This is a genomic window from Micromonospora sp. NPDC049900 (assembly GCF_044461025.1).
Classification (GTDB): Bacteria; Actinomycetota; Actinomycetes; order Mycobacteriales; family Micromonosporaceae; genus Micromonospora.
This window is the reverse complement of the sequence record NZ_JBITKM010000012.1, coordinates 19,103-36,299: the sequence shown is the minus strand read 5'-3', so window position 1 is coordinate 36,299 and position 17,197 is coordinate 19,103. Positions and strand designations below refer to the sequence as shown.

The following is a 17,197-nucleotide window of genomic DNA, read 5'->3' as shown; positions in this document are numbered from 1 at the left end:
CAAGGAGCACAACCGCGTGGAATCCATCGACGACCACGTCGTTCGCCGGCTCACGGAGTGGTCGCAGGGACACCCCGCGCCCGCGCAGACCTCTCCGGACATCGACGTCGACTCCGACCTGCTGATCGACTATCTCGACGCTCAGATCCAGAGTCGACACCTCGACTTCGCGCTGCGCTGGTTGCAGACGCAGCGGGAGGGCTTCTACACCATCGGCTCCAGTGGACACGAGAGCAACGCCGCCGTCGCACTGGCGCTACGGCCGACCGACCCCGCCCTGCTGCACTACCGCTCCGGTGGCTTCTACGCCGCACGAGCCGGTCAGGTCACCGGCTCCACACCGATCGCGGACGTCCTGCACTCGGCGACCGCCTCCCGGGACGATCCGATCTCCGGCGGTCGACACAAGGTCTTCGGTCACCGGGCCCTGAACATCATCCCGCAGACCTCGACGATCGCCTCGCACCTTCCCCGGGCGATGGGCATGGCGTTCGCACTGGACCGGGCTGGCGCGGCAAGCGACTATCCTGCCGACGCGGTCGTGGTCTGCAGCTTCGGCGACGCCTCGGCCAACCACTCCACGGCCGCCGGCACGCTCAATGCGGTGGGCTACAGCGCTCACCAGCGCATTCCGGTACCTCTGCTGTTCGTGTGCGAAGACAATGGCATCGGAATCAGCACCCGCTCCCCGCACGGCTGGGTACGACGGATGCTGTCGGCCCTGCCCGGCGTGGACTACGCATACGCAGACGGCACCGACCCTGCTGGCCTGCTGACCACTGCGGCCGACCTGGTGGACCAGGTACGCACCCACCGTCGGCCCGCAGTGCTGCACCTGGGCACCGTGCGGTTCATGGGACACGCCGGCTCGGACGCCGAACTGGCCTACCGGACCCAGGCCGAGATCATCGCCGACTACGCCCGCGATCCGATCCTGGCGACGGCCGCCTTGCTGGCGCACCGGCAGATCCTCAGTCCGACGGAGACCCTCACCCGCTACGAGCACGCCCGCAAGCAGGTGATGGAACAGGCCAACCTGATGTCGGGCCGGATCGAGCGGCTCTCCGACGCGGCGGCGGTGACCGCACCGCTGACCGCCCGCGACGTGGATCGGGTCCGTGCCGCCGCCTGCCGCGGCGGCACCGAACGCGAACGGACTTTCGGCGGCAGACTTCCCGAGTCGCGTGGCCCACTCACCCTGGCTCAGACGATCAACGCGACGTTGCACGACGCCCTGTTGACCTGGCCGCAGGCCCAGGTCTTCGGTGAGGACGTGGCCCGCAAGGGCGGCGTCTACGGTGCCACCCGAGGCTTGCGCAAAGTCTTCGGCGCCAGGCGGGTCTTCGACACGCTCCTCGATGAGCAGGCCATCCTCGGGGTGGCGCTCGGCGGAGCATTGGCCGGTACACTGCCGATCCCGGAGATCCAGTACCTGGCCTATCTGCACAACGCCGAGGACCAGCTCCGCGGCGAGGCCGCGTCGCTGCGCTTCTTCTCCAACGGGCAGTACGCCAACGGCATGGTGGTCCGGATCGCCGGCCTGGCCTACCAGAAGGGGTTCGGCGGGCACTTCCACAACGACAACTCGGTGGCGGTGCTGCGTGACATCCCCGGTCTGGCCTTGGCGGTCGCCTCGCACCCGGCCACCGCACCCGATCTGCTGCGCCAGTGCCTCGCTCTGGCCGAGCAGGAGGGCCGGGTCTGCGTCTTCCTGGAGCCGATCGCCCTCTATCACCGGCGTGACCTGCATGTCGATGGCGACGGCGGCTGGCTCGCCGGCTATCCGACGCCGACGCAGTGGGCGACGACGGACACCGCGCTGGGTCAGGTTCGCACCGTCCGCCCGGGCACCGACCTGGCGATGGTGACCTTCGGCAACGGCCTGCCGATGAGCCTGCGAGTCGCCGACCGGCTCGCCCGCGACCAGCAGGCCGGCACACGGGTCATCGACCTCCAGTGGCTGTCGCCGCTGCCGGCCGCCAGCCTGCGCGCCGCCCTCGACGGCATCCCTCGGGTCCTCGTCGTCGACGAGACCCGCACCAGTGGCGGCGTGTCCGAGGCCGTGGTGGCCGCGCTGGTCGACGGCGGCTTCACCGGCGCGATCTCCCGGGTCAACAGCGTCGACAGCTACGTCCCGCTGGGTCCGGCCGCCGACGCGGTCCTGCTCGGCGAGGACGACGTGCTGGCGGCGGCCCGCGCACTGCTCGGCCGGGCCTGACCTCCCGGCCGCACCGTCACGACGGCGGCCCACCCGGTCCGGGACGGGTGGGCCGCACCCTTGGCGTCCACTGCCGGCGTCCTGGTTGCCGCCCCATCCGACCCGCCGTCCCTGGCACACCAGCACGACGCGACGGCGGTCCGCCCGTGCTGGGGGACCGCCGTCGCGTCGTGGATGGTGCGGGTCAGTACCCCAACGCCGGCTGGCGTTTCTGGCCGGTCAGCGGCTCCCCGGCGAGATACCGATCGAAGTTGTCGCAGAAGTCGGCGTAGAGCCGTTGCAGATTGCCCGAACCACGAAACGACGTGTGCGGGGTGACCGTGGTGTTCGGCAGGCTCCACAACCGGTGCTCGGCGGGAAGCGGCTCCTCCTCGAACACGTCGAGCACCGCACCGGCGATCCGGGCCTGCCGCATCGCGTCGACGAGCGCGTCCTCGACGACGAGCGCGCCCCGCCCGACGTTGACCAGGATCGCGGTCTCCTTCATCGCCGCGAATCGCTCGGCGTCGAAGAAGTACCGGTTCTCCTCGGTCAGCGGCATGGCCAGCACCACCGAGTCGGCCCCCGGCAGCAGCGCCAGGTGATCGGCGTACGGCTCCACCCGGTCGAAGCCCTCGGCCGGGGTGCCGGCACGGTTGACCCCGATCACGGTGACACCCAGTGCCCGCGCCCGCCAGGCGACCTCACGCCCGATCCCGCCGGTACCGAAGACCAGCATGGTGCTGCCGATCAGGTCCCGGCCAACGAGTCGTACCCACTCCTGACGCTCCTGCGCCTCACGCAGCGCCGGGAATCCGCGCTGGTGCAGCAGCACCGCACCGATGATGTACTCGGCGATCGGCACGTTGTAGGAGTTCCCCGAGCGGGTGTAGACGAGCCCTTCCGCCAGGCGGCGGCGCATGATGTCGCCGCCCACCCAGTCGAACCCGGCGGCGGTGATCTGGATCCAGCGCAGCCCGTCGCACTTGCTCAGCAACTCGTCGAAGGTGTCCTCGTTCATCGCGCTGCGCAGGATCACCTCGGCGTCGAGGTACTCCTCGCGCACCGGCTCGTCCTCCGGCACCGGCGTGAACCGGCACTGCGGGTACCGCTCGCGGAGCTGCGGCAGCAAGGTGTCCAGGTTGGGGGTGATCAGGACGTGCGGTCCCGGCGTGGCGACGGTCATGACGACTCCTGCGCCCGCTTCTTCCGCTCGTTGTAGGTCAGGCCGCCCTTGGCCCAGTTGTCGTACGAGACCTCGTAGAGCAGGACGTGGGTGTTCTCGCGCGGCGAACCGTACTTGACCAGCACGTCGGTCAGCTCGGCGATGATCGCGTCCTTGGTCTCCTGGTCACGCTTGCCGATCTCGGCACGGATGATGGCCATCTCAGTTCTCCTTTGTCGTCGCCGCGGACGCCGCGCTGGCGAAGTCGGGGTTGTTGGCGTACTCGGACTTGACCGCCAGGTAGGCGAAGGCGTGCGTGACGCCGGTGCGCAGGACACCGTCGAACACCTCACGGGCCTTGTCGATATCGCCCTCGTGGTAGTACCAGTTACCGAGACCGTAACCCTGGGTCACGGTCTTCAGGTCGTTGCCGTCGCACATCGCCCAGAGTTGGTCGGGGGTGACGTCCCCGGTGTAGAGCTGCATCCGGCCCTCGTAGCCGACGAGGTGGTCCTCCTGGACCAGGGAGATCGCCCGGAAACGGTCGAGGACCTCCTCGGCCTCGGCCGGCCGGCCGAGGCGACGCAGGGCCATGTACTGCCAGTCCTGCGACGCGACGATGCCCTCCTGGTGGCGCGATGACTCCTCGGCGGCCCGGAAGCTGGACAGGCAGCCCTCGAAGTCGCCGATCAGGTACTGGGCGACGCCGAGGTGATACCAGATGCCGGCGTGCAGTGTGGTGTTGTACCGGTCGAGCACGTCGGGGTTCCGGGCGGCCATGGTGTCGGTGAGGTGCTGCGGGCGTACCTGCTCGGGTCGGCCGAGAATCAGGCTGACGACGTCCTTCTCGACCTCGGGCTGGTACATCTCGTACTCGTCCTCGACGCCGGGGAGCTGATCGGCCGCAGCGCGCAGGTCCTCGATGGCCCCGGCGTAGTCGCCGATCGAGATGCGGCGGTGTCCCCGGAAGCGCAGCAGTCGTGCGCTGCCCGGCTCCTGTGCGAGCGCCTCGGTGAGCAGAGCCACCGATTCCTCGTGCTTGTTGAGGTAGCCCTTGAGTCGGGCGGCGATGATGTAGCGGTCGGTCAGTGGTACGGACGTCATGAGCTGCCTTTCGTCACAGGGGGTGGCGGGGGCGTCGGTGTGCCGGCACCCCCGCCACGACCCGTCAGCGGTCGAGCCAGATGTTGCGGTAGAAGCGGTACGTCGGGGTCGGGTCGCCCTTGTAGCCCATGACGTCGGCCTGCACCACGTCGAAGTCCGCGTTCAGGAAGGTCATCGCGACCGGCCCACGCTCGGCCAGGATCTTCTCGGCCTGCTGGTAGAGCGCCGCGCGCTTGTCCTTGTCCAGTTCCGAGCGGGCCTGGACGACCAGGGCCTCGTACTCGTCGTCGCTCCAGTTGCCGTAGTTGAGGCCGCCGCCCTTCAGGAAGCTGGCGGTGAAGCGCTCATCCGGGTCATAGGTCAGGCCGAAGCCGGACTGGTACATGTCGAAGTCGGCGGACTTCGTCTTCGTGTCGGCGATGGTCGACTCGACCGACTCGATGGTCACCTTGATCCCGATCTTGGCGAGTTGCTGCTGCTCGACCTCTGCCGAGCGCACCTGGAACGCCGAGGTGGCGATCACCATGAGCTTGGCCTCGAAGCCGTCCGGGTAGCCCGCCTCGGCCAGCAGGGCCTTTGCCTTCTCCACATCGGCCTGGCCGTAGATCGGGTCCTGCACGGCGCCGAAGCGGTCCGGCGGCAGGTAGCCCGCGTTCAGCGGGGTGCCGTAGCCGGAGTTGGCCACGTTCAGGATCTCCTGCCGGTCGAGGGCCAGGAAGATGGCCTGCCGGACCTTCACGTTGTCGTACGGCGCCTTGGAGGTGTTGAGCCGCAGGTGCAGGGAGAGCGAGCCGGAGCCGCCGTACCACTTGAGCTTCTCGTCGCTCTTGAGCGCGTCGATGAACTCGGGCGCCGGACGCCAGAGGAAGTCGACCGTCCCGCTGCGGACCGCCGCCGCCCGGGCGTTGTCGTCCGGGTTGAAGGTGAAGTCGATCCCGTCGAGGTACGGAACACCCTGCTCCCAGTACTGGGTGTGCTTGTCGAGCTTGATCGCCTGGCCCGTGACCCGCGAGGCGAGCTTGAACGGCCCGCTACCGCCGTCGACGCTGCCGTTGAGGCCACCGGCCTCGACCACGGTGCGGTCAACGATGGAGGACGCCGCCGTGGAGAGCAGGGTCAGGATGGCGGCGTTCGGCGCCGACAGCTTCATCTCGACGGTGCGCTCGTCGGGCGCCTGCACCGAGGCGATGCTCTCGTAGCTTCGGGCGCGAGGCGCCCGGGTCGCCGGGTCCTTGATCCGTTCGATCGAGTACTTCACATCCGCCGCGGTGACCTTGCGCCCGCTGTGGAAGAACGCGTTGTCGCGCAGCTTGAACGTCACCGTCAGGCCGTCGGCGCTCTGCTCCCACGACTCGGCGATAGCCGGCTTGATCTCGCCCCGGTAGGACTGCACCAGTGACTCGTAGATCTGCTCGTTGATGACGAAGGCCGAGGTCTCCGACATCCGGTGCGGGTCGAGTTCGTTGGCGTCCAGCCGGATCATGACCCGCAGCCGGCCACCGGACTTCGGTGTACCGGACGGCTGAGAGTCATCCTCCAGGCGCACGTTGGCGGTCAGACCGTCGTTGGATCCGCTGTCACCGTTGGTGGACGGAGGCTCACCACCCCCGCAGCCGGCGGCGAGCGCCGAGATGACGCCCACTGCCAGCACCTTGGTCAAAATTCGAGTACGCATGAGTCTCCTTCGCTGGTATCACAATCAGCGCTCAAGGTCAGGCCGGCTTCCACGTCTCCCCGTAGACCCGAAGCCAGTTGCCGCCGAGGATCTTGGTCACGTCCTCCGGCGAGAAGCCGCCGTCGAGCAACGCGGTGGTGAAGTTCGGGAAGTCACCGGCGTCGTCCATGCCGATCGCACGCCGCTCGTTCCATCCGAAGTCGCCGAGGAGGTTCTGCTGCTCCCTGGAGTTCGACTGCGCGATGGCTTTCAACTGTGCGATCCGCATCGGCTCGGTCCACGTCTCGTCGTAGTCGGTGGCGATGGCGACGTGGTCCACGCCCGCCACCTCCACCACGCGGCTGACGTGCTCGACGAAGCGGACCAGATCCGGACGCCGGGACGGGGCCTCCGGGTAGTACAGGAACCCTGACAAGGTGGTGATTCCCATGACGCCGCCCTGCTGCCCGAGGGTGCGCAGATAGTCGTCGGACTTGGCCCGGATGTGCGGCGACATGGCGTCACAGAAGGAGTGGGTGACCACCACCGGCTTGCTGGACGTCTCCATGGCGTCCAGGCCGGTGCGCTCGCCACAGTGTGAGACGTCGACCAGGATGCCCAGCTCGTCCATGGCCTGGACGAAGCGACGACCCCGGTGCGTCAGGCCCGCGTCTGTCTCCTCGCCACAGCCCGCGCCGAGCAGGTTCTGCCGCTGGTAGGTCAGTTGCAGGATGCGGACACCCAGGTCGTAGAAGGTGCCCAGCAGGTCGAGGTCGACCCCGATCATCTCCGTGTCCTGCGGGCCGAAGATGACGGCCTCCTTGCCTTCGGCCTTGGCCCGATGGATGTCGTCGACGGTCAGTGCGAGCAGAACGTCGTCGGGGTGTTCGTCGATCCACCGACGACACCGGTTCACCTCCCGCAGCGCGGTTACCGTGTCGGCGTACGGCCTGGTGACGGTGTGGTTGACGGCGGTGACGCCGCCTCGCCGAATCCGGTCGAGGTGGGCGTCGCTCAGTTCGATGACGGTGCTGCCGTCCACCACGGTGGCAGTGGCGTGCAGCTCGGTCGCCGAGACTGCGGAAGTGTGCGTGGCAGCAGTGTTCACGTCATCTCCAGGATCATCGAAAAGATGCTGTGACCCTACGAGTGACGCCACTTCCTGTCTATAGACCTAAGACCTTCGTCGGATAACCGTTCAGAAACGACGAGATTCGTCGCTTCCATGGATCGATACGTGCCGCCGCCGCGCCCTCTGGGACAAAAGCCAACAGAAAGGGCACACTCCTCCGGATCACCCCAGCCCTTCCGCCAGTTGGCGTCAGCGTCACCAACGCAGGTCGTGTAGCGGCGACTACGACGCACCGCCGGACAGTTGCGCAGGGACTGAACCTTGGCTCCGGATTCCGCCGCAGCGGTGAGCCCGGCGCCGGCACCGGCCTCAGGCGACGCGTGTCCGCAGGCGCACCGGCGGATCGTCGCCGGCCGGGAGCCATTCACGTCGCGTCGGCTGCCGTGTGACCCGCAGGCGGGCGCGAGCCAGGAGAAGAAATATGACACAAGGTGTCAGGATTTGGGTGGAGCATGGGTTCATCGGTCGGCGCCGGTGACAGGCGCGGACCAGGCACCGAACAGATACGGAGAGACAAGGACCTCCATGCGCGAAACCCCAGAAGATCTCGAAAAGCTCCAAGCCCTCCTGGACGCCTCCCTCGCCGCCTCCACCGCCCACCTCCGCTCGATCATCAACACCGCCCGCACACTGAACGCGGAGCAGCTCACCCAGGTCCTCACCGGCATGTGCACCCTCGCTCTGGCGAGCGTGACGGCGAAGGGCGAGCCACGGATCAGCGGGGTGGACGGGCACTTCCTGCGCGGCAGGTGGCACTTCGGCACGGCGCCCGACGCCGCCAAGGCGCGCCATCTCGCGGCGCGGCCCGCCGTCAGCGCCGCACACATGCGCGGTGAGGACCTCGGCGTCTTCACGCACGGCACGGTGGAGATCCTCAACCCCCGCAACGGCGACCAGGCCACGGACTGGCCGGACGTACTCGCGTACCTGAAGGACTTCTACGGCGACGACCTCTTCGACTGGGACAACGACGTGGTCTACTACCGGCTGCATCCGCACTGGATGACCGTCTACGCCCCAGACACCGCAAAGCTCACCGCGGCGTCCCAGCCCTGATCCACAGCACGAGCCGACCGACACGCGTCCAAGACCCGCTTCGTCAGAGGTCTCGCCACCCCCTAGCCAAGGGCGAACCGTTCGAGCCGGGAGGAGCCGGCCAGGCGCGTCTTGCTGCCACCACCCACGGCGCTACCACTTCAGTCCGTTGCTCCGGGATGACCCGCCGGGCACGCTTCTGGGGGTCTCGGTCGTCTGAGCCGGCACCGGGACGGGGCGACAGGTGCCGTGTCGCCCCGTCCACGGCGGCGGTGGCGGTCGGTGCGGCATCAACGGCACCGACCGCTGTCATCAGGTCGGCAACAGGTTCTCGGGGAGGTCCTGGTAGGCGACCGGGCGGAGGAAGCGGTTGATCGCCATGGTTCCGACGGAGGTGGAGCGCGCGTCCGAGGTGGCGGGGTACGGGCCGCCGTGCACCGTCGCCGGTCCCACCTCGACGCCGGTCGGCCAGGCGTTGTAGACGATGCGGCCGGCACGGCGCTCGAGTACCGGCAGCAGGCTCGCGGCCAGCGCGTGGTCGTCGGGGTCGGCATGCAGGGTGGCGGTGAGCTGCCCGGCAAGGTGCCGGGCCACCTGGATCAGATCGTCGGGGTTGGCGCAGCTCACGAGGACGGACGTGGCGCCGAAGACCTCTTCCTGCAGACGCGGCTCGGTGAGCAGCGTCTTGGCGTCGGTGTGATAGATGGCGGGTACGCCGGCGGCGTGGGTGGGGTTCGCGGTTCCCTGGGCGAGCAGACTGACTTCCGGGATTCCGGCCAGTTCCGTCTGTCCGGCCCGGTACGCCTCGGCGATGGCGCTGGTCAGCATGGTCTGCGCGGGCTGCTCGCGCAGCATTTCGACCAACGTCTCGCGGAAGGCGTCGAGTTCGGATCCTTCCACGGCGAGCACCAGGCCGGGATTGGTGCAGAACTGGCCGGCGCTGGCGGTGAGCGAGGCGACGTATCCGGCGGCGATGTGGTCGGTGGCGGCGGCGAGGCGGTGCGGCAGGAGGAAGACCGGGTTGATGGCGGACATCTCGGCGTAGACCGGGATGGGGATGGGACGGCGTTGGGCCAGGCTGGTCAGGGCGGTGCCACCGGCACGGGATCCGGTGAACCCGACAGCGGCGATCCGTGGGTCGCCGACCAACTGCGCGCCGGTCTCGTTGCCGTCACCGAACACCAGAGAGAACACGCCGTCGGGCAGGTCGGCCTGCCGCGCGGCGTCGGCGACACAGGCGCCGACCAGCTCACTGGTGCGTAGGTGGGCGAGGTGTCCCTTGACCACCACAGGGCAACCGGCAGCCAACGCCGATGCGGTGTCACCGCCCGCGACGGAGAACGCCAGCGGGAAGTTGGAGGCGCCGAAGACCGCGACCGGGCCGAGCGGTATGAGCCGCGACCGCAGCTCCGGTCGGGGCAGCGGGGTCCGGTCTGGCTGGGCCGGAACGTGTCGGGGGTCGCGCCATTCGGGCGTGCCGAGCAGGCTGGCGAACATGCGTAGCTGGCCGGCGGTGCGGGCCAGTTCGGTGCGGGCACGTGCCTCGGCGAGGCCGGTCTCCAGGACGACGGCGCTGACGATCTGTGCGCTGTGCTCCTCCAGGTTGGTGGCGATGCCGGTGAGGAAGGCGGCCCGGTGCCGGTCAGGTCTGGCGCGGTAGGCGTCGAAGGCCGCCTCCGCCCGCCGGCATGCCTCCGTCACGGCGGTGCCGTCGTCCATGCCGTACGGCGGGTCGAGTTCCTCGCCGTTGTGCGGGTTGCGCGAGCGGCGGGGCGGTGCCTGGCCCCGGACGCGGTCGGCACCGATGAACATCTCGCCGGTCAGCTGAATCTTCCCGGGTGCGGTCACGGCTGCTCCTTGCCCTCGGCGAGGCGGGCCGGGTCGGGCAGCAGCTCGCGCTCTCCGGGGTCGCGGTGCACGGCGAGCGCCCAGAACAGCAGGGCGATCCCGACGGCTCCGGCGTCCGGGGTGCCGACGGCGCGGTCCCCCACGTAGCTGGCGCGTCCCATCCGGGGCTGCAAGTCCGCGGTGGCGTGGGCGTGCCGCGCCGCCGACCTGGCGACGGCGGGCCAGTCCAGCGGTACGGGCTTGTCGCGGATATCGGCGAGGGTCGGCGCGAGGCAGTCGACCATGGTGCGGTCGCCGACCTTGGCCTCACCGACACGCTCGATCGCGGCGAGCCCGTCGGCCAGGCCGTCGCGGAGCGCGGTGTCGGTGTCGCCGTGTTCGGCGAGGTGGGGGGCGATCGCCTGTAGCAGCAGCCCGATGAGTGGACCACTGGTGCCACCCACGTGGTCGAGGAACCAGGTGGCGGCGATGCTGACCTCGGTGGCGAGGTCCGCGTCGTCGGGTATCCGGGCGACGGCGCCGCGCAGCCCGTCGCGGAGGTTGTCACCGAAGTCGCCGTCGCCGGCGACCTGGTCGATTCGGGTCAGCTCGGCGTGTGCGGCCTCGGCCGCGTCGAGGTAGGTCCGCATCAGCATCGTCGGTCTCATTTCCGGAGGGCGGCGGTCCACGCTGGGGCGTTCCAGAGTTCGGCCCAGTCGTCGTCCAGCAGCGTGACGGTGATGGAGAAGCCGCGCATGTCCAACGCCGGCGACCAGGTGCCGACGAGGCTGCCGGTGGTGGAGACGCCGCGGTCGGCGAGGGTGTCGACGGTGCGCGCGAAGACGTTGTAGAGCTCGATGGCGGTGGTGCCGCCGAGCCCGTTGACCAGGACGAGGGCTCGGTCCCCCGCCGGGAGGCCGGCGAGCACGTCGTCGACCATGCGATCGACCAGTTCCTCCAGCGGTGGTCGGGCGATGCTGCGTCGGGCGCGTTCGCCGTGGATGCCGACGCCGTACTCGACCTGACCGGGTGGCAGGACGAAGCCGGGTTCGCCGGTGACGTGGGAGGTGTGCGCGGCGGAGGCGACGGCGATGCTGCGCGAGCGGGCCACGACGGCGCGTCCGAGCCGGGTCAGCGCATCGAGGCCGAGACCCTGGTCGGCGGCGGCACCGAGTAGTTTCTCGGTCAGCACCGTCGCACCGGTGCCGCGCCGGCCCGTACCGGTCTGGTCACTGTCGGTGGCCACGTCGTCGTCGACGAGCACCCGCTCGACCCGGATGCCATCGTGCCGCAGCCGCTCGGCGGCGATGCCGAAGTTGATCCGGTCACCGGTGTAGTTCTTGACCACGTGCAACACACCGTCGGGACCGGCCACCGCTCGGCTCGCCTCGTAGATCTGCCGGTTGTGCGGCGAGGCGAACACCTTGCCGGGCACGGCGGCGTCGAGCATTCCGGTGCCGACGAGTCCGACGTGCAGGGGTTCGTGACCGGAACCGCCGCCGGAGACGATGCCGACTCGGCGGCGTGGGTCGCGGTTGACCGCGACCACGTACCCGGGCTCTGGGTGGAGTGTGACGATGTCGCGGTGGGCGTGGGCGAAGCCGAGCAGCGCTCGGTCGACGTAGTCCGCCCTGGAGGTGAAGAAGGCTTCGGCCATGTCCTGGTCTCTCAGTTCCGGCCCGCCGGCTGCGCCGTGTCGGCCCGTCGTGACGACGGGACGGCGCGGCCGTCGTTCGGCGGGGTGGGGTTCGGCGGGGTGCCCGGAGGGGCCATCGACCCGCGAATGATCATCTTGGCCGGCAACACGACGTCGCCGAGGTCCTGTTCGCCGTCGAGCATCCGCAACAACAGGTCGGCGGCGTATCGGCCCATCTCGTATGCGGGCTGGTCGATGGCGCTGATCGGCGGGTCCACCAGAGGGAAGAGGGTCATGTCGTCGAACGCCAGCAGGCTGATGTCGGTGGGGATGCGCAGTCCGGCCCGCCGGATCGCCTTGAGCGCGCCGACGGTGACGAGGTTGTTGAAGCAGAACACGGCGGTCGGCCGTGGGTCGAGCGCGAGCAGTTCGTCCATGGCCCGGAGCCCACCCTCCTCGCCGAGGTGGCCGTGCCGGATGTACTCGTCGGGCAGGCTCAGCCCGGCGTCGCGGTATGCCAACCGGAACCCGGACAGGCGCTGGCAGGCGGTGTCGAAGTCACGCGGACCGGAGATCATCGCGACCCGTTGGTGCCCCATGTCGAGGAGTTCCCCGATGGCGCCCCGGGTCACCTTACGGTTGTCGGTGCGGACCAGCGGGGCCTTGATGCCCCGGGGCCGCCGGTCGACGAGAACCAGCGGCCCCTGGGTGGCGCCGAGCGCTGCGGTGAACCGCTCGTCGGTGCCGACGGTCGTGGCGGCAAGACCGGCGAGGGTCCCGTCCTGGAACGAGGTGAGCAGGTGGCGTTCCCGTTCCGGATTGAGGTGCGAACTGGCGATGACGCAGTGATAGCGCGCCTGCGCGGCACGGTCCTCAAGCCCTTGCGCGACCTGGGCGTAGAACGGGTTGGTGATGTCCGGGACGAAGAGGCCGAGCAGATTGGAGTGGCCGCGCGACAGGGCACGGGCGGCGGCGCTGGGTACGTAGTCCAGGCGTCGCGCCGCCTCCCTGACCTTGGCCTTCGTCGCGTCGGTCACCGACACTTCGTCCCGCAGGGCGCGGGTCACGGTCGCGGTGGAGACGCCGGCCAATCTGGCCACGTCCCGGATTCCTGCCACCAGAAGGCTCCTTGTTCCAGTCTGTGGGGAGTTCCCACAGGTACAACGTGCGGGCGACGCCCGTCAATCACTCGGCGAGGACACCGGCTTCTACCAGCGCGCCCCGGACCGCAGTCTCCTCCGCCGCGCTGACCGGCGTGAGGGGGTGTGCGCCCAGGCCACCGTCGCGTCCCTGCATCCGTAGTGCGGCCTTGATGCGTACGGTCATGTTCGGACCGTCGACGGCCCGCCAGATCGGCAGCAGCTTGTTGTGGATGTCCAGTGCCGTCTTGTGGTCGCCGGCCCGCACCGCGTTCCACTGTTCGACGCAGAGCTGCGGGACGACCGTCAACGTCGCGCTGATCGCTCCGCCGGCACCGAGCAGGTAGGCCGGATAGAGCAGGTCGTCGACGGCGGTGAAGACGACGCCCTCGGTCGGCGCCGCCTTGAGCAGGTCGGCGAGCTGGTGGATGTCTCCACCGGACTGCTTGACGCCGACGACCCCGGGGACCTCCTGGATGACCCGGTAGACCGTGGTGGCCGGGATCAGTGCGTACGGGATCACGTTGTAGATGATGACCGGCAGTCCGGTCTGCTCGCTGATCCGCCGGTAGTACTCGACGGTGGTGTCCTCGTCGGGCTGGAACAGGTAGTGCACCGGGGTGACCTGCAGGGCGTCGACCCCGACCTCTTTCAGCGCGAGACCGTAACGGATCACCTCGGCGGTCGAGTCGCGGATGATGCCCGCGATGACCGGTACGGCACCGGCGGTCTCCTCGACGGCGATCCGGGCGACGGTGACCGACTGGTCGATGGAGAGCATCTGCCCGTCGCCGGTGGAGCCGGTCACGCACAGTCCGTGTACGCCAACGGTCAGGTGGAAGCGGATCTCCCCGCGCAGTGCCTCGACATCGATGTTCTCGTCCGCGTCGAACGGTGTCACGAGCGGCGGGATGATCCCGGTGAAGCGGGGGGTGGCGGCCTGAGCCATGTGCGACCTCTCTCAGCGAGCGATGTTACCGGTTACAGCAATGGGAGCCTTATCCATCCGAGCGCGGATGTCAACCACCGCGTTAAGGGCTCATGACGTGCTCTTTTCGCGTCTGCTCTTGACATCCGCCGGAACCTGACGTGATCGTGTAACCGATAACACTCCTGCTCACCGACGCATCGGTTCCCCGGATATCCGCTCATCCACCCCGAACCCCCGAGGACGACCATGAGCCGCAATCACCACCGAGCGAGGCTTGCCGTCACCGCCGCAGCGATGGCCGGAGGGCTCGCGCTGCTCGCCGCCTGTAGCCCACCCACCGCAGGTGGCCAGAACACCCGCGGCGACGACGGCGGCCCCATCACCCTGACCTTCTGGACCAACCTGACGGTCAACACCCAGGCCGCCGCCGTGCAGCGACAGGCCGAGAAGTGCGCCACCGACCAGGACGACGTCACCGTCTCCTTCGAAGCCGTCCCCTTCGACAGCATGTATCCGAAGATGGTCACCGGCTTCAAAGCGGGCAACGGCCCCGACATCATGAACACCATCGAGGGAGGCGTGGCCGCCGCACAGGCCGGCGACTTCATCGTCCCCGTCGACGACGTCGTGGACAGGCACGGCCGCGACGACTTCATCCCCTCCTACCTGCGTGCCGTCAGCAAGGACGACAAGACGTGGGCGGTACCCGACTGGGCCCTGCACCAGGAGGTCTGGTACCGCAAGGATCTCTTCCAGGCCAAGGGCATCGCGATCCCCCGGTCATGGCCGGAGCTGCTCGCCGCCGCCAAGCAGCTCGACGACCCGGCGGCCGGCGTGCGCGGCTTCGCCGTACCGATGGGCTCGGCACTGGTCGCCCCGCAGACCTACTACCAGTTCCTCTACGCCAACGGTGTGCACACCTTCGATCCGCAGACCGGTGAGTACGCGCTCGACCGCGACCGGGCCAAAGCCATCGAGGCCACCAGGTTCATGCTCGACCTCTATGCCGCGGCCTCCCCGCCCGAGTCGCGTACCTGGTCATGGAACGACTTCCGGACCAGTTTCGCCCAGGGCAAGCTCGCCATGGTGCTCGACTTCGGCGCCGTCGTCGGTCTGGCCGCCGAGCAGAACCCGCAGATGCTCGACAAGATGAGCGTCTTCCCCCTGCCCGGCCCGACCCAGGCGACCGCGCCGCGGGGCTCGATCGGTGGCGGCTACTTCTACATGGTCGGCAAGAGCAACGACCGTCGCGAACAAGCCGCCAAGACCCTCGTGCAGTGCATGATGCAGCCGGACCTGGCAGCGGAACGCGTCAACACCCGTCCGGTCTTCGCCCTGCCCGCGACGAACAGCGCCGCAGCCTCGACCACCTACACCGGCAACGAGACCGTCCTGCGCTTCCAGACCGAGATCCAGACGATCCGGGAGCAGATCCTGCCGGAGTGGTACCGATACGGCATGGAGGCGGGCCTCAACCAGCTCGCCGGCCAGATCGAGGCCACCACCTTCGTCGGCGACCAACTCCAGTCGGCCGCCGCCGGCACCATCACTCCGGAACAGGCGTTCGACGCCATCAACGCCGAGATGAAGCGTCTCGCCAACGTCAGCTGATTGGTGCTCCGATCCCGATGACTCCCGTATTCCTCACGCGGACGCTCACCGGACGGCAGCAGCGCGCGGGCATGGCCTTCGCCGTGCCCGCCGCACTGCTCTTCGCGGCGATCCTGGCCTATCCGATCTTCGAGAGCTTCCGCACCTCGCTGTTCTCCATCAACCTGCTGACCGGCGACGCCGAGTTCGTGGGCCTCGACAACTACACGGCGATCGCCAGCGACCGGCCGCTGCTCACCACCATCGGCAACACGCTGCTGTGGACAGTGCTCTCCCTCGTCGGCCAGCTCGGCCTCGGACTGATAGCGGCGCTGCTCATCGACGCGGACTGGCGTGGCATGCGGTGGATCCGCCAGTTGCTGCTGATCCCGTACGTGGTTCCGGTCATCGCCACCGCCCTGATCTGGCAGTGGATGCTCGATGGTCACTACGGCATCGTCAGCGGCAACCTACAGTCCTGGGGGTGGCTGCCCGACGGCGCGACTCCCCTCGGCCTGGAGGGTTCGGCGCTGTTCACCGTCATCCTGGTCAACATCTGGCGCGGTTTCCCGTTCGCGATGCTCGTCTACTGGGCCCGGATGCAGGGCATCGACAAGGGACAGTACGAGGCGGCGCGGGTCGACGGCGCCGGCCCCTGGCGGGAGTTCGTGCACGTGACCCTGCCCAACCTACGCTCGGCCACGCTCGCGCTCCTGGCGCTGCGCGGCATCTGGACACTGATGTACTTCGAGCTGGTCTGGCTGCTCAGCCGTGGCGGACCGGCCGGGGCGAGCGAGGTGCTCTCCACCTACATCTACAAGGTGTTGATGGGCGAATTCCAGATCGGCTACGCCGCGGCCATCGCCTCCTCCGTCGGCCTCTTCCTCGCCGCTGCCGGCCTGGCGGGCTGGCTCGTCATGCGCACCAGGAGACGCCATGCCTAGAAACAGCAGACCCACTCCCGGCCGGGTCGCCGCCGTCGCCGGACGGGTGGTGGCCCTCACCCTGATCGTCTTCTTCGCGGTCGGCCCGCTGCTCTGGATGGCGCTGAGTTCGGTCCGGCCGGCCACGGAACTGTTCCAGAGTGACCCGTCACTGATCCCGTCCCAGTTGACCGCGGACTGGTACCGGGAGGTCTTCGAGGGCAGCGAGGCGGTGCGCTGGTTCCTCAACAGCTTCCTCGTCGCCGTGGCCACCACCGTCATATCCCTGCTCGTCGGCACCACCGCCGGCTATGCCGTCAGCCGTTTCCAGTTCCCCGGCCGCCGAGTCCTACTCGTCTGTCTGAGCGTGTCGTACCTGTTCCCGGCCATCCTGCTGCTGGTCCCGTTGTACCTCGCGCTGTCCGCACTCGGGCTGGTAGGTGGCCTGGTCGGCGTCACCATCGCCCACCTGACCATCACACTGCCGCTGACCACCTGGCTGATGAAGTCGTTCGTCGAGGCGGTCCCCCGCGAGCTGGAGGAGGCCGCCTGGGTCGACGGTCTCGGGTACCTGCGCGCCTTCCTCACGGTGACGCTGCCGCTGCTGCGCACCGGCCTGGCCACCACTGCCATGTTCTCGTTCATCCTCTCCTGGGACGAGTACCTCTTCGCCAGCGTCATCGCCCAGGGTCGCAACGTCACCGCCCCGGTCGCGATGGCCGGCTTCGTCACCTCGTTCGACATCCGCTGGGGCGCGATCATGGCCCTCAGCACTCTGGTAACAATCCCCGTCGTGGGACTCTTCCTCGTACTCCAGCGCTACTACGAGAAGGGCCTCACCGCCGGCAGCGTGAAAGGCTGAGC

15 protein-coding genes are annotated in these 17,197 nt (G+C 68.8%); 5 read left to right on the top strand and 10 right to left on the bottom strand.

Annotation, left to right across the window (positions count from 1 at the left end; translation table 11 throughout):
- Window positions 1-16 precede the first annotated feature (16 nt).
- Window positions 17-2,218, top strand: coding sequence for a thiamine pyrophosphate-dependent enzyme (locus tag ACIBMZ_RS23030; RefSeq protein WP_396696993.1), 2,202 nt, complete (start codon window positions 17-19; stop codon window positions 2,216-2,218).
- A 184-nt stretch (window positions 2,219-2,402) separates the two neighbouring features.
- On the opposite strand, the gene ACIBMZ_RS23025 is transcribed toward ACIBMZ_RS23030, so the two are convergent.
- The 5 genes from ACIBMZ_RS23025 to ACIBMZ_RS23005 all read right to left on the bottom strand — a co-directional run bounded on the left by ACIBMZ_RS23025 (window position 2,403) and on the right by ACIBMZ_RS23005 (window position 7,228).
- The gene (locus tag ACIBMZ_RS23025) at window positions 2,403-3,383 is read right to left on the bottom strand and encodes a D-2-hydroxyacid dehydrogenase (RefSeq protein WP_396696991.1); all 981 of its coding nucleotides are present in this window, start codon (window positions 3,381-3,383) and stop codon (window positions 2,403-2,405) included.
- A complete protein-coding gene (locus tag ACIBMZ_RS23020; RefSeq protein ID WP_387256669.1) occupies window positions 3,380-3,583 on the bottom strand; it encodes a 4-oxalocrotonate tautomerase family protein in 204 nt (67 codons plus the stop codon). Before ACIBMZ_RS23020 ends, ACIBMZ_RS23025 begins: the two co-directional genes overlap by 4 nt.
- 1 nt (window position 3,584) lies before the next feature.
- Window positions 3,585-4,466 carry a tetratricopeptide repeat protein gene (locus ACIBMZ_RS23015; RefSeq protein WP_396696989.1) on the bottom strand — a complete coding sequence of 294 codons (882 nt, stop codon included), beginning with the start codon at window positions 4,464-4,466 and terminating at the stop codon, window positions 3,585-3,587.
- A 64-nt stretch (window positions 4,467-4,530) separates the two neighbouring features.
- The gene (locus tag ACIBMZ_RS23010) at window positions 4,531-6,141 is read right to left on the bottom strand and encodes an ABC transporter substrate-binding protein (protein WP_396696987.1); all 1,611 of its coding nucleotides are present in this window, start codon (window positions 6,139-6,141) and stop codon (window positions 4,531-4,533) included.
- Window positions 6,142-6,178: 37 nt separating this feature from the next.
- Complete coding sequence (locus ACIBMZ_RS23005; RefSeq protein WP_396696985.1) at window positions 6,179-7,228, bottom strand: dipeptidase; 1,050 nt, start codon at window positions 7,226-7,228, stop codon at window positions 6,179-6,181.
- A 549-nt stretch (window positions 7,229-7,777) separates the two neighbouring features.
- On the opposite strand from ACIBMZ_RS23005, the gene ACIBMZ_RS23000 reads away from it, so the two are divergent.
- A complete protein-coding gene (locus ACIBMZ_RS23000) occupies window positions 7,778-8,308 on the top strand; it encodes a pyridoxamine 5'-phosphate oxidase family protein (RefSeq protein ID WP_396696983.1) in 531 nt (176 codons plus the stop codon).
- Between the two features lie 291 nt (window positions 8,309-8,599).
- Here the strand turns inward: ACIBMZ_RS23000 and ACIBMZ_RS22995 are convergent, their stop codons facing one another.
- The 5 genes from ACIBMZ_RS22995 to ACIBMZ_RS22975 form a co-directional block, all read right to left on the bottom strand.
- Window positions 8,600-10,135 (bottom strand): aldehyde dehydrogenase (NADP(+)), encoded by a 1,536-nt coding sequence (locus ACIBMZ_RS22995; RefSeq protein ID WP_396696981.1) that lies wholly within the window; start codon window positions 10,133-10,135, stop codon window positions 8,600-8,602.
- Window positions 10,132-10,770: a DAK2 domain-containing protein gene (locus tag ACIBMZ_RS22990; protein WP_396696978.1), complete on the bottom strand. Its 639-nt coding sequence runs from the start codon at window positions 10,768-10,770 to the stop codon at window positions 10,132-10,134. Before ACIBMZ_RS22990 ends, ACIBMZ_RS22995 begins: the two co-directional genes overlap by 4 nt.
- 8 nt (window positions 10,771-10,778) lie before the next feature.
- Window positions 10,779-11,771, bottom strand: a complete 993-nt coding sequence (locus ACIBMZ_RS22985) for a dihydroxyacetone kinase subunit DhaK (RefSeq protein ID WP_396696976.1) — start codon at window positions 11,769-11,771, stop codon at window positions 10,779-10,781.
- 11 nt (window positions 11,772-11,782) lie between these two features.
- A complete protein-coding gene (locus ACIBMZ_RS22980; protein WP_396696974.1) occupies window positions 11,783-12,868 on the bottom strand; it encodes a LacI family DNA-binding transcriptional regulator in 1,086 nt (361 codons plus the stop codon).
- Between the two features lie 67 nt (window positions 12,869-12,935).
- The gene (locus tag ACIBMZ_RS22975) at window positions 12,936-13,838 is read right to left on the bottom strand and encodes a dihydrodipicolinate synthase family protein (RefSeq protein WP_396696972.1); all 903 of its coding nucleotides are present in this window, start codon (window positions 13,836-13,838) and stop codon (window positions 12,936-12,938) included.
- 228 nt (window positions 13,839-14,066) lie between these two features.
- On the opposite strand from ACIBMZ_RS22975, the gene ACIBMZ_RS22970 reads away from it, so the two are divergent.
- From ACIBMZ_RS22970 to ACIBMZ_RS22960, 3 genes are read left to right on the top strand one after another with little or no spacing between them, the layout of a single operon-like run.
- Window positions 14,067-15,431 carry an ABC transporter substrate-binding protein gene (locus ACIBMZ_RS22970; protein ID WP_396696970.1) on the top strand — a complete coding sequence of 455 codons (1,365 nt, stop codon included), beginning with the start codon at window positions 14,067-14,069 and terminating at the stop codon, window positions 15,429-15,431.
- 17 nt (window positions 15,432-15,448) lie between these two features.
- A complete protein-coding gene (locus tag ACIBMZ_RS22965) occupies window positions 15,449-16,354 on the top strand; it encodes a carbohydrate ABC transporter permease (RefSeq protein WP_396696968.1) in 906 nt (301 codons plus the stop codon).
- Window positions 16,347-17,195 (top strand): carbohydrate ABC transporter permease, encoded by an 849-nt coding sequence (locus ACIBMZ_RS22960; protein ID WP_396696966.1) that lies wholly within the window; start codon window positions 16,347-16,349, stop codon window positions 17,193-17,195. Before ACIBMZ_RS22965 ends, ACIBMZ_RS22960 begins: the two co-directional genes overlap by 8 nt.
- Window positions 17,196-17,197 lie beyond the last annotated feature (2 nt).

Excerpts from the sequence above, each read along its gene's own strand:
- ACIBMZ_RS22990 (WP_396696978.1), bottom strand. The coding sequence starts at position 10,770 with ATGCTGATGCGGACCTACCTCGACGCGGCCGAGGCCGCACACGCCGAG.
- ACIBMZ_RS23015 (WP_396696989.1), bottom strand. The coding sequence starts at position 4,466 with ATGACGTCCGTACCACTGACCGACCGCTACATCATCGCCGCCCGACTC.
- ACIBMZ_RS22975 (WP_396696972.1), bottom strand. The coding sequence starts at position 13,838 with ATGGCTCAGGCCGCCACCCCCCGCTTCACCGGGATCATCCCGCCGCTC.
- ACIBMZ_RS23025 (WP_396696991.1), bottom strand. The coding sequence starts at position 3,383 with ATGACCGTCGCCACGCCGGGACCGCACGTCCTGATCACCCCCAACCTG.
- ACIBMZ_RS22985 (WP_396696976.1), bottom strand. The coding sequence starts at position 11,771 with ATGGCCGAAGCCTTCTTCACCTCCAGGGCGGACTACGTCGACCGAGCG.
- ACIBMZ_RS23010 (WP_396696987.1), bottom strand. The coding sequence starts at position 6,141 with ATGCGTACTCGAATTTTGACCAAGGTGCTGGCAGTGGGCGTCATCTCG.
- ACIBMZ_RS23000 (WP_396696983.1), top strand. The coding sequence starts at position 7,778 with ATGCGCGAAACCCCAGAAGATCTCGAAAAGCTCCAAGCCCTCCTGGAC.
- ACIBMZ_RS22960 (WP_396696966.1), top strand. The coding sequence starts at position 16,347 with ATGCCTAGAAACAGCAGACCCACTCCCGGCCGGGTCGCCGCCGTCGCC.
- ACIBMZ_RS22965 (WP_396696968.1), top strand. The coding sequence starts at position 15,449 with ATGACTCCCGTATTCCTCACGCGGACGCTCACCGGACGGCAGCAGCGC.
- ACIBMZ_RS23020 (WP_387256669.1), bottom strand. The coding sequence starts at position 3,583 with ATGGCCATCATCCGTGCCGAGATCGGCAAGCGTGACCAGGAGACCAAG.
- ACIBMZ_RS22970 (WP_396696970.1), top strand. The coding sequence starts at position 14,067 with ATGAGCCGCAATCACCACCGAGCGAGGCTTGCCGTCACCGCCGCAGCG.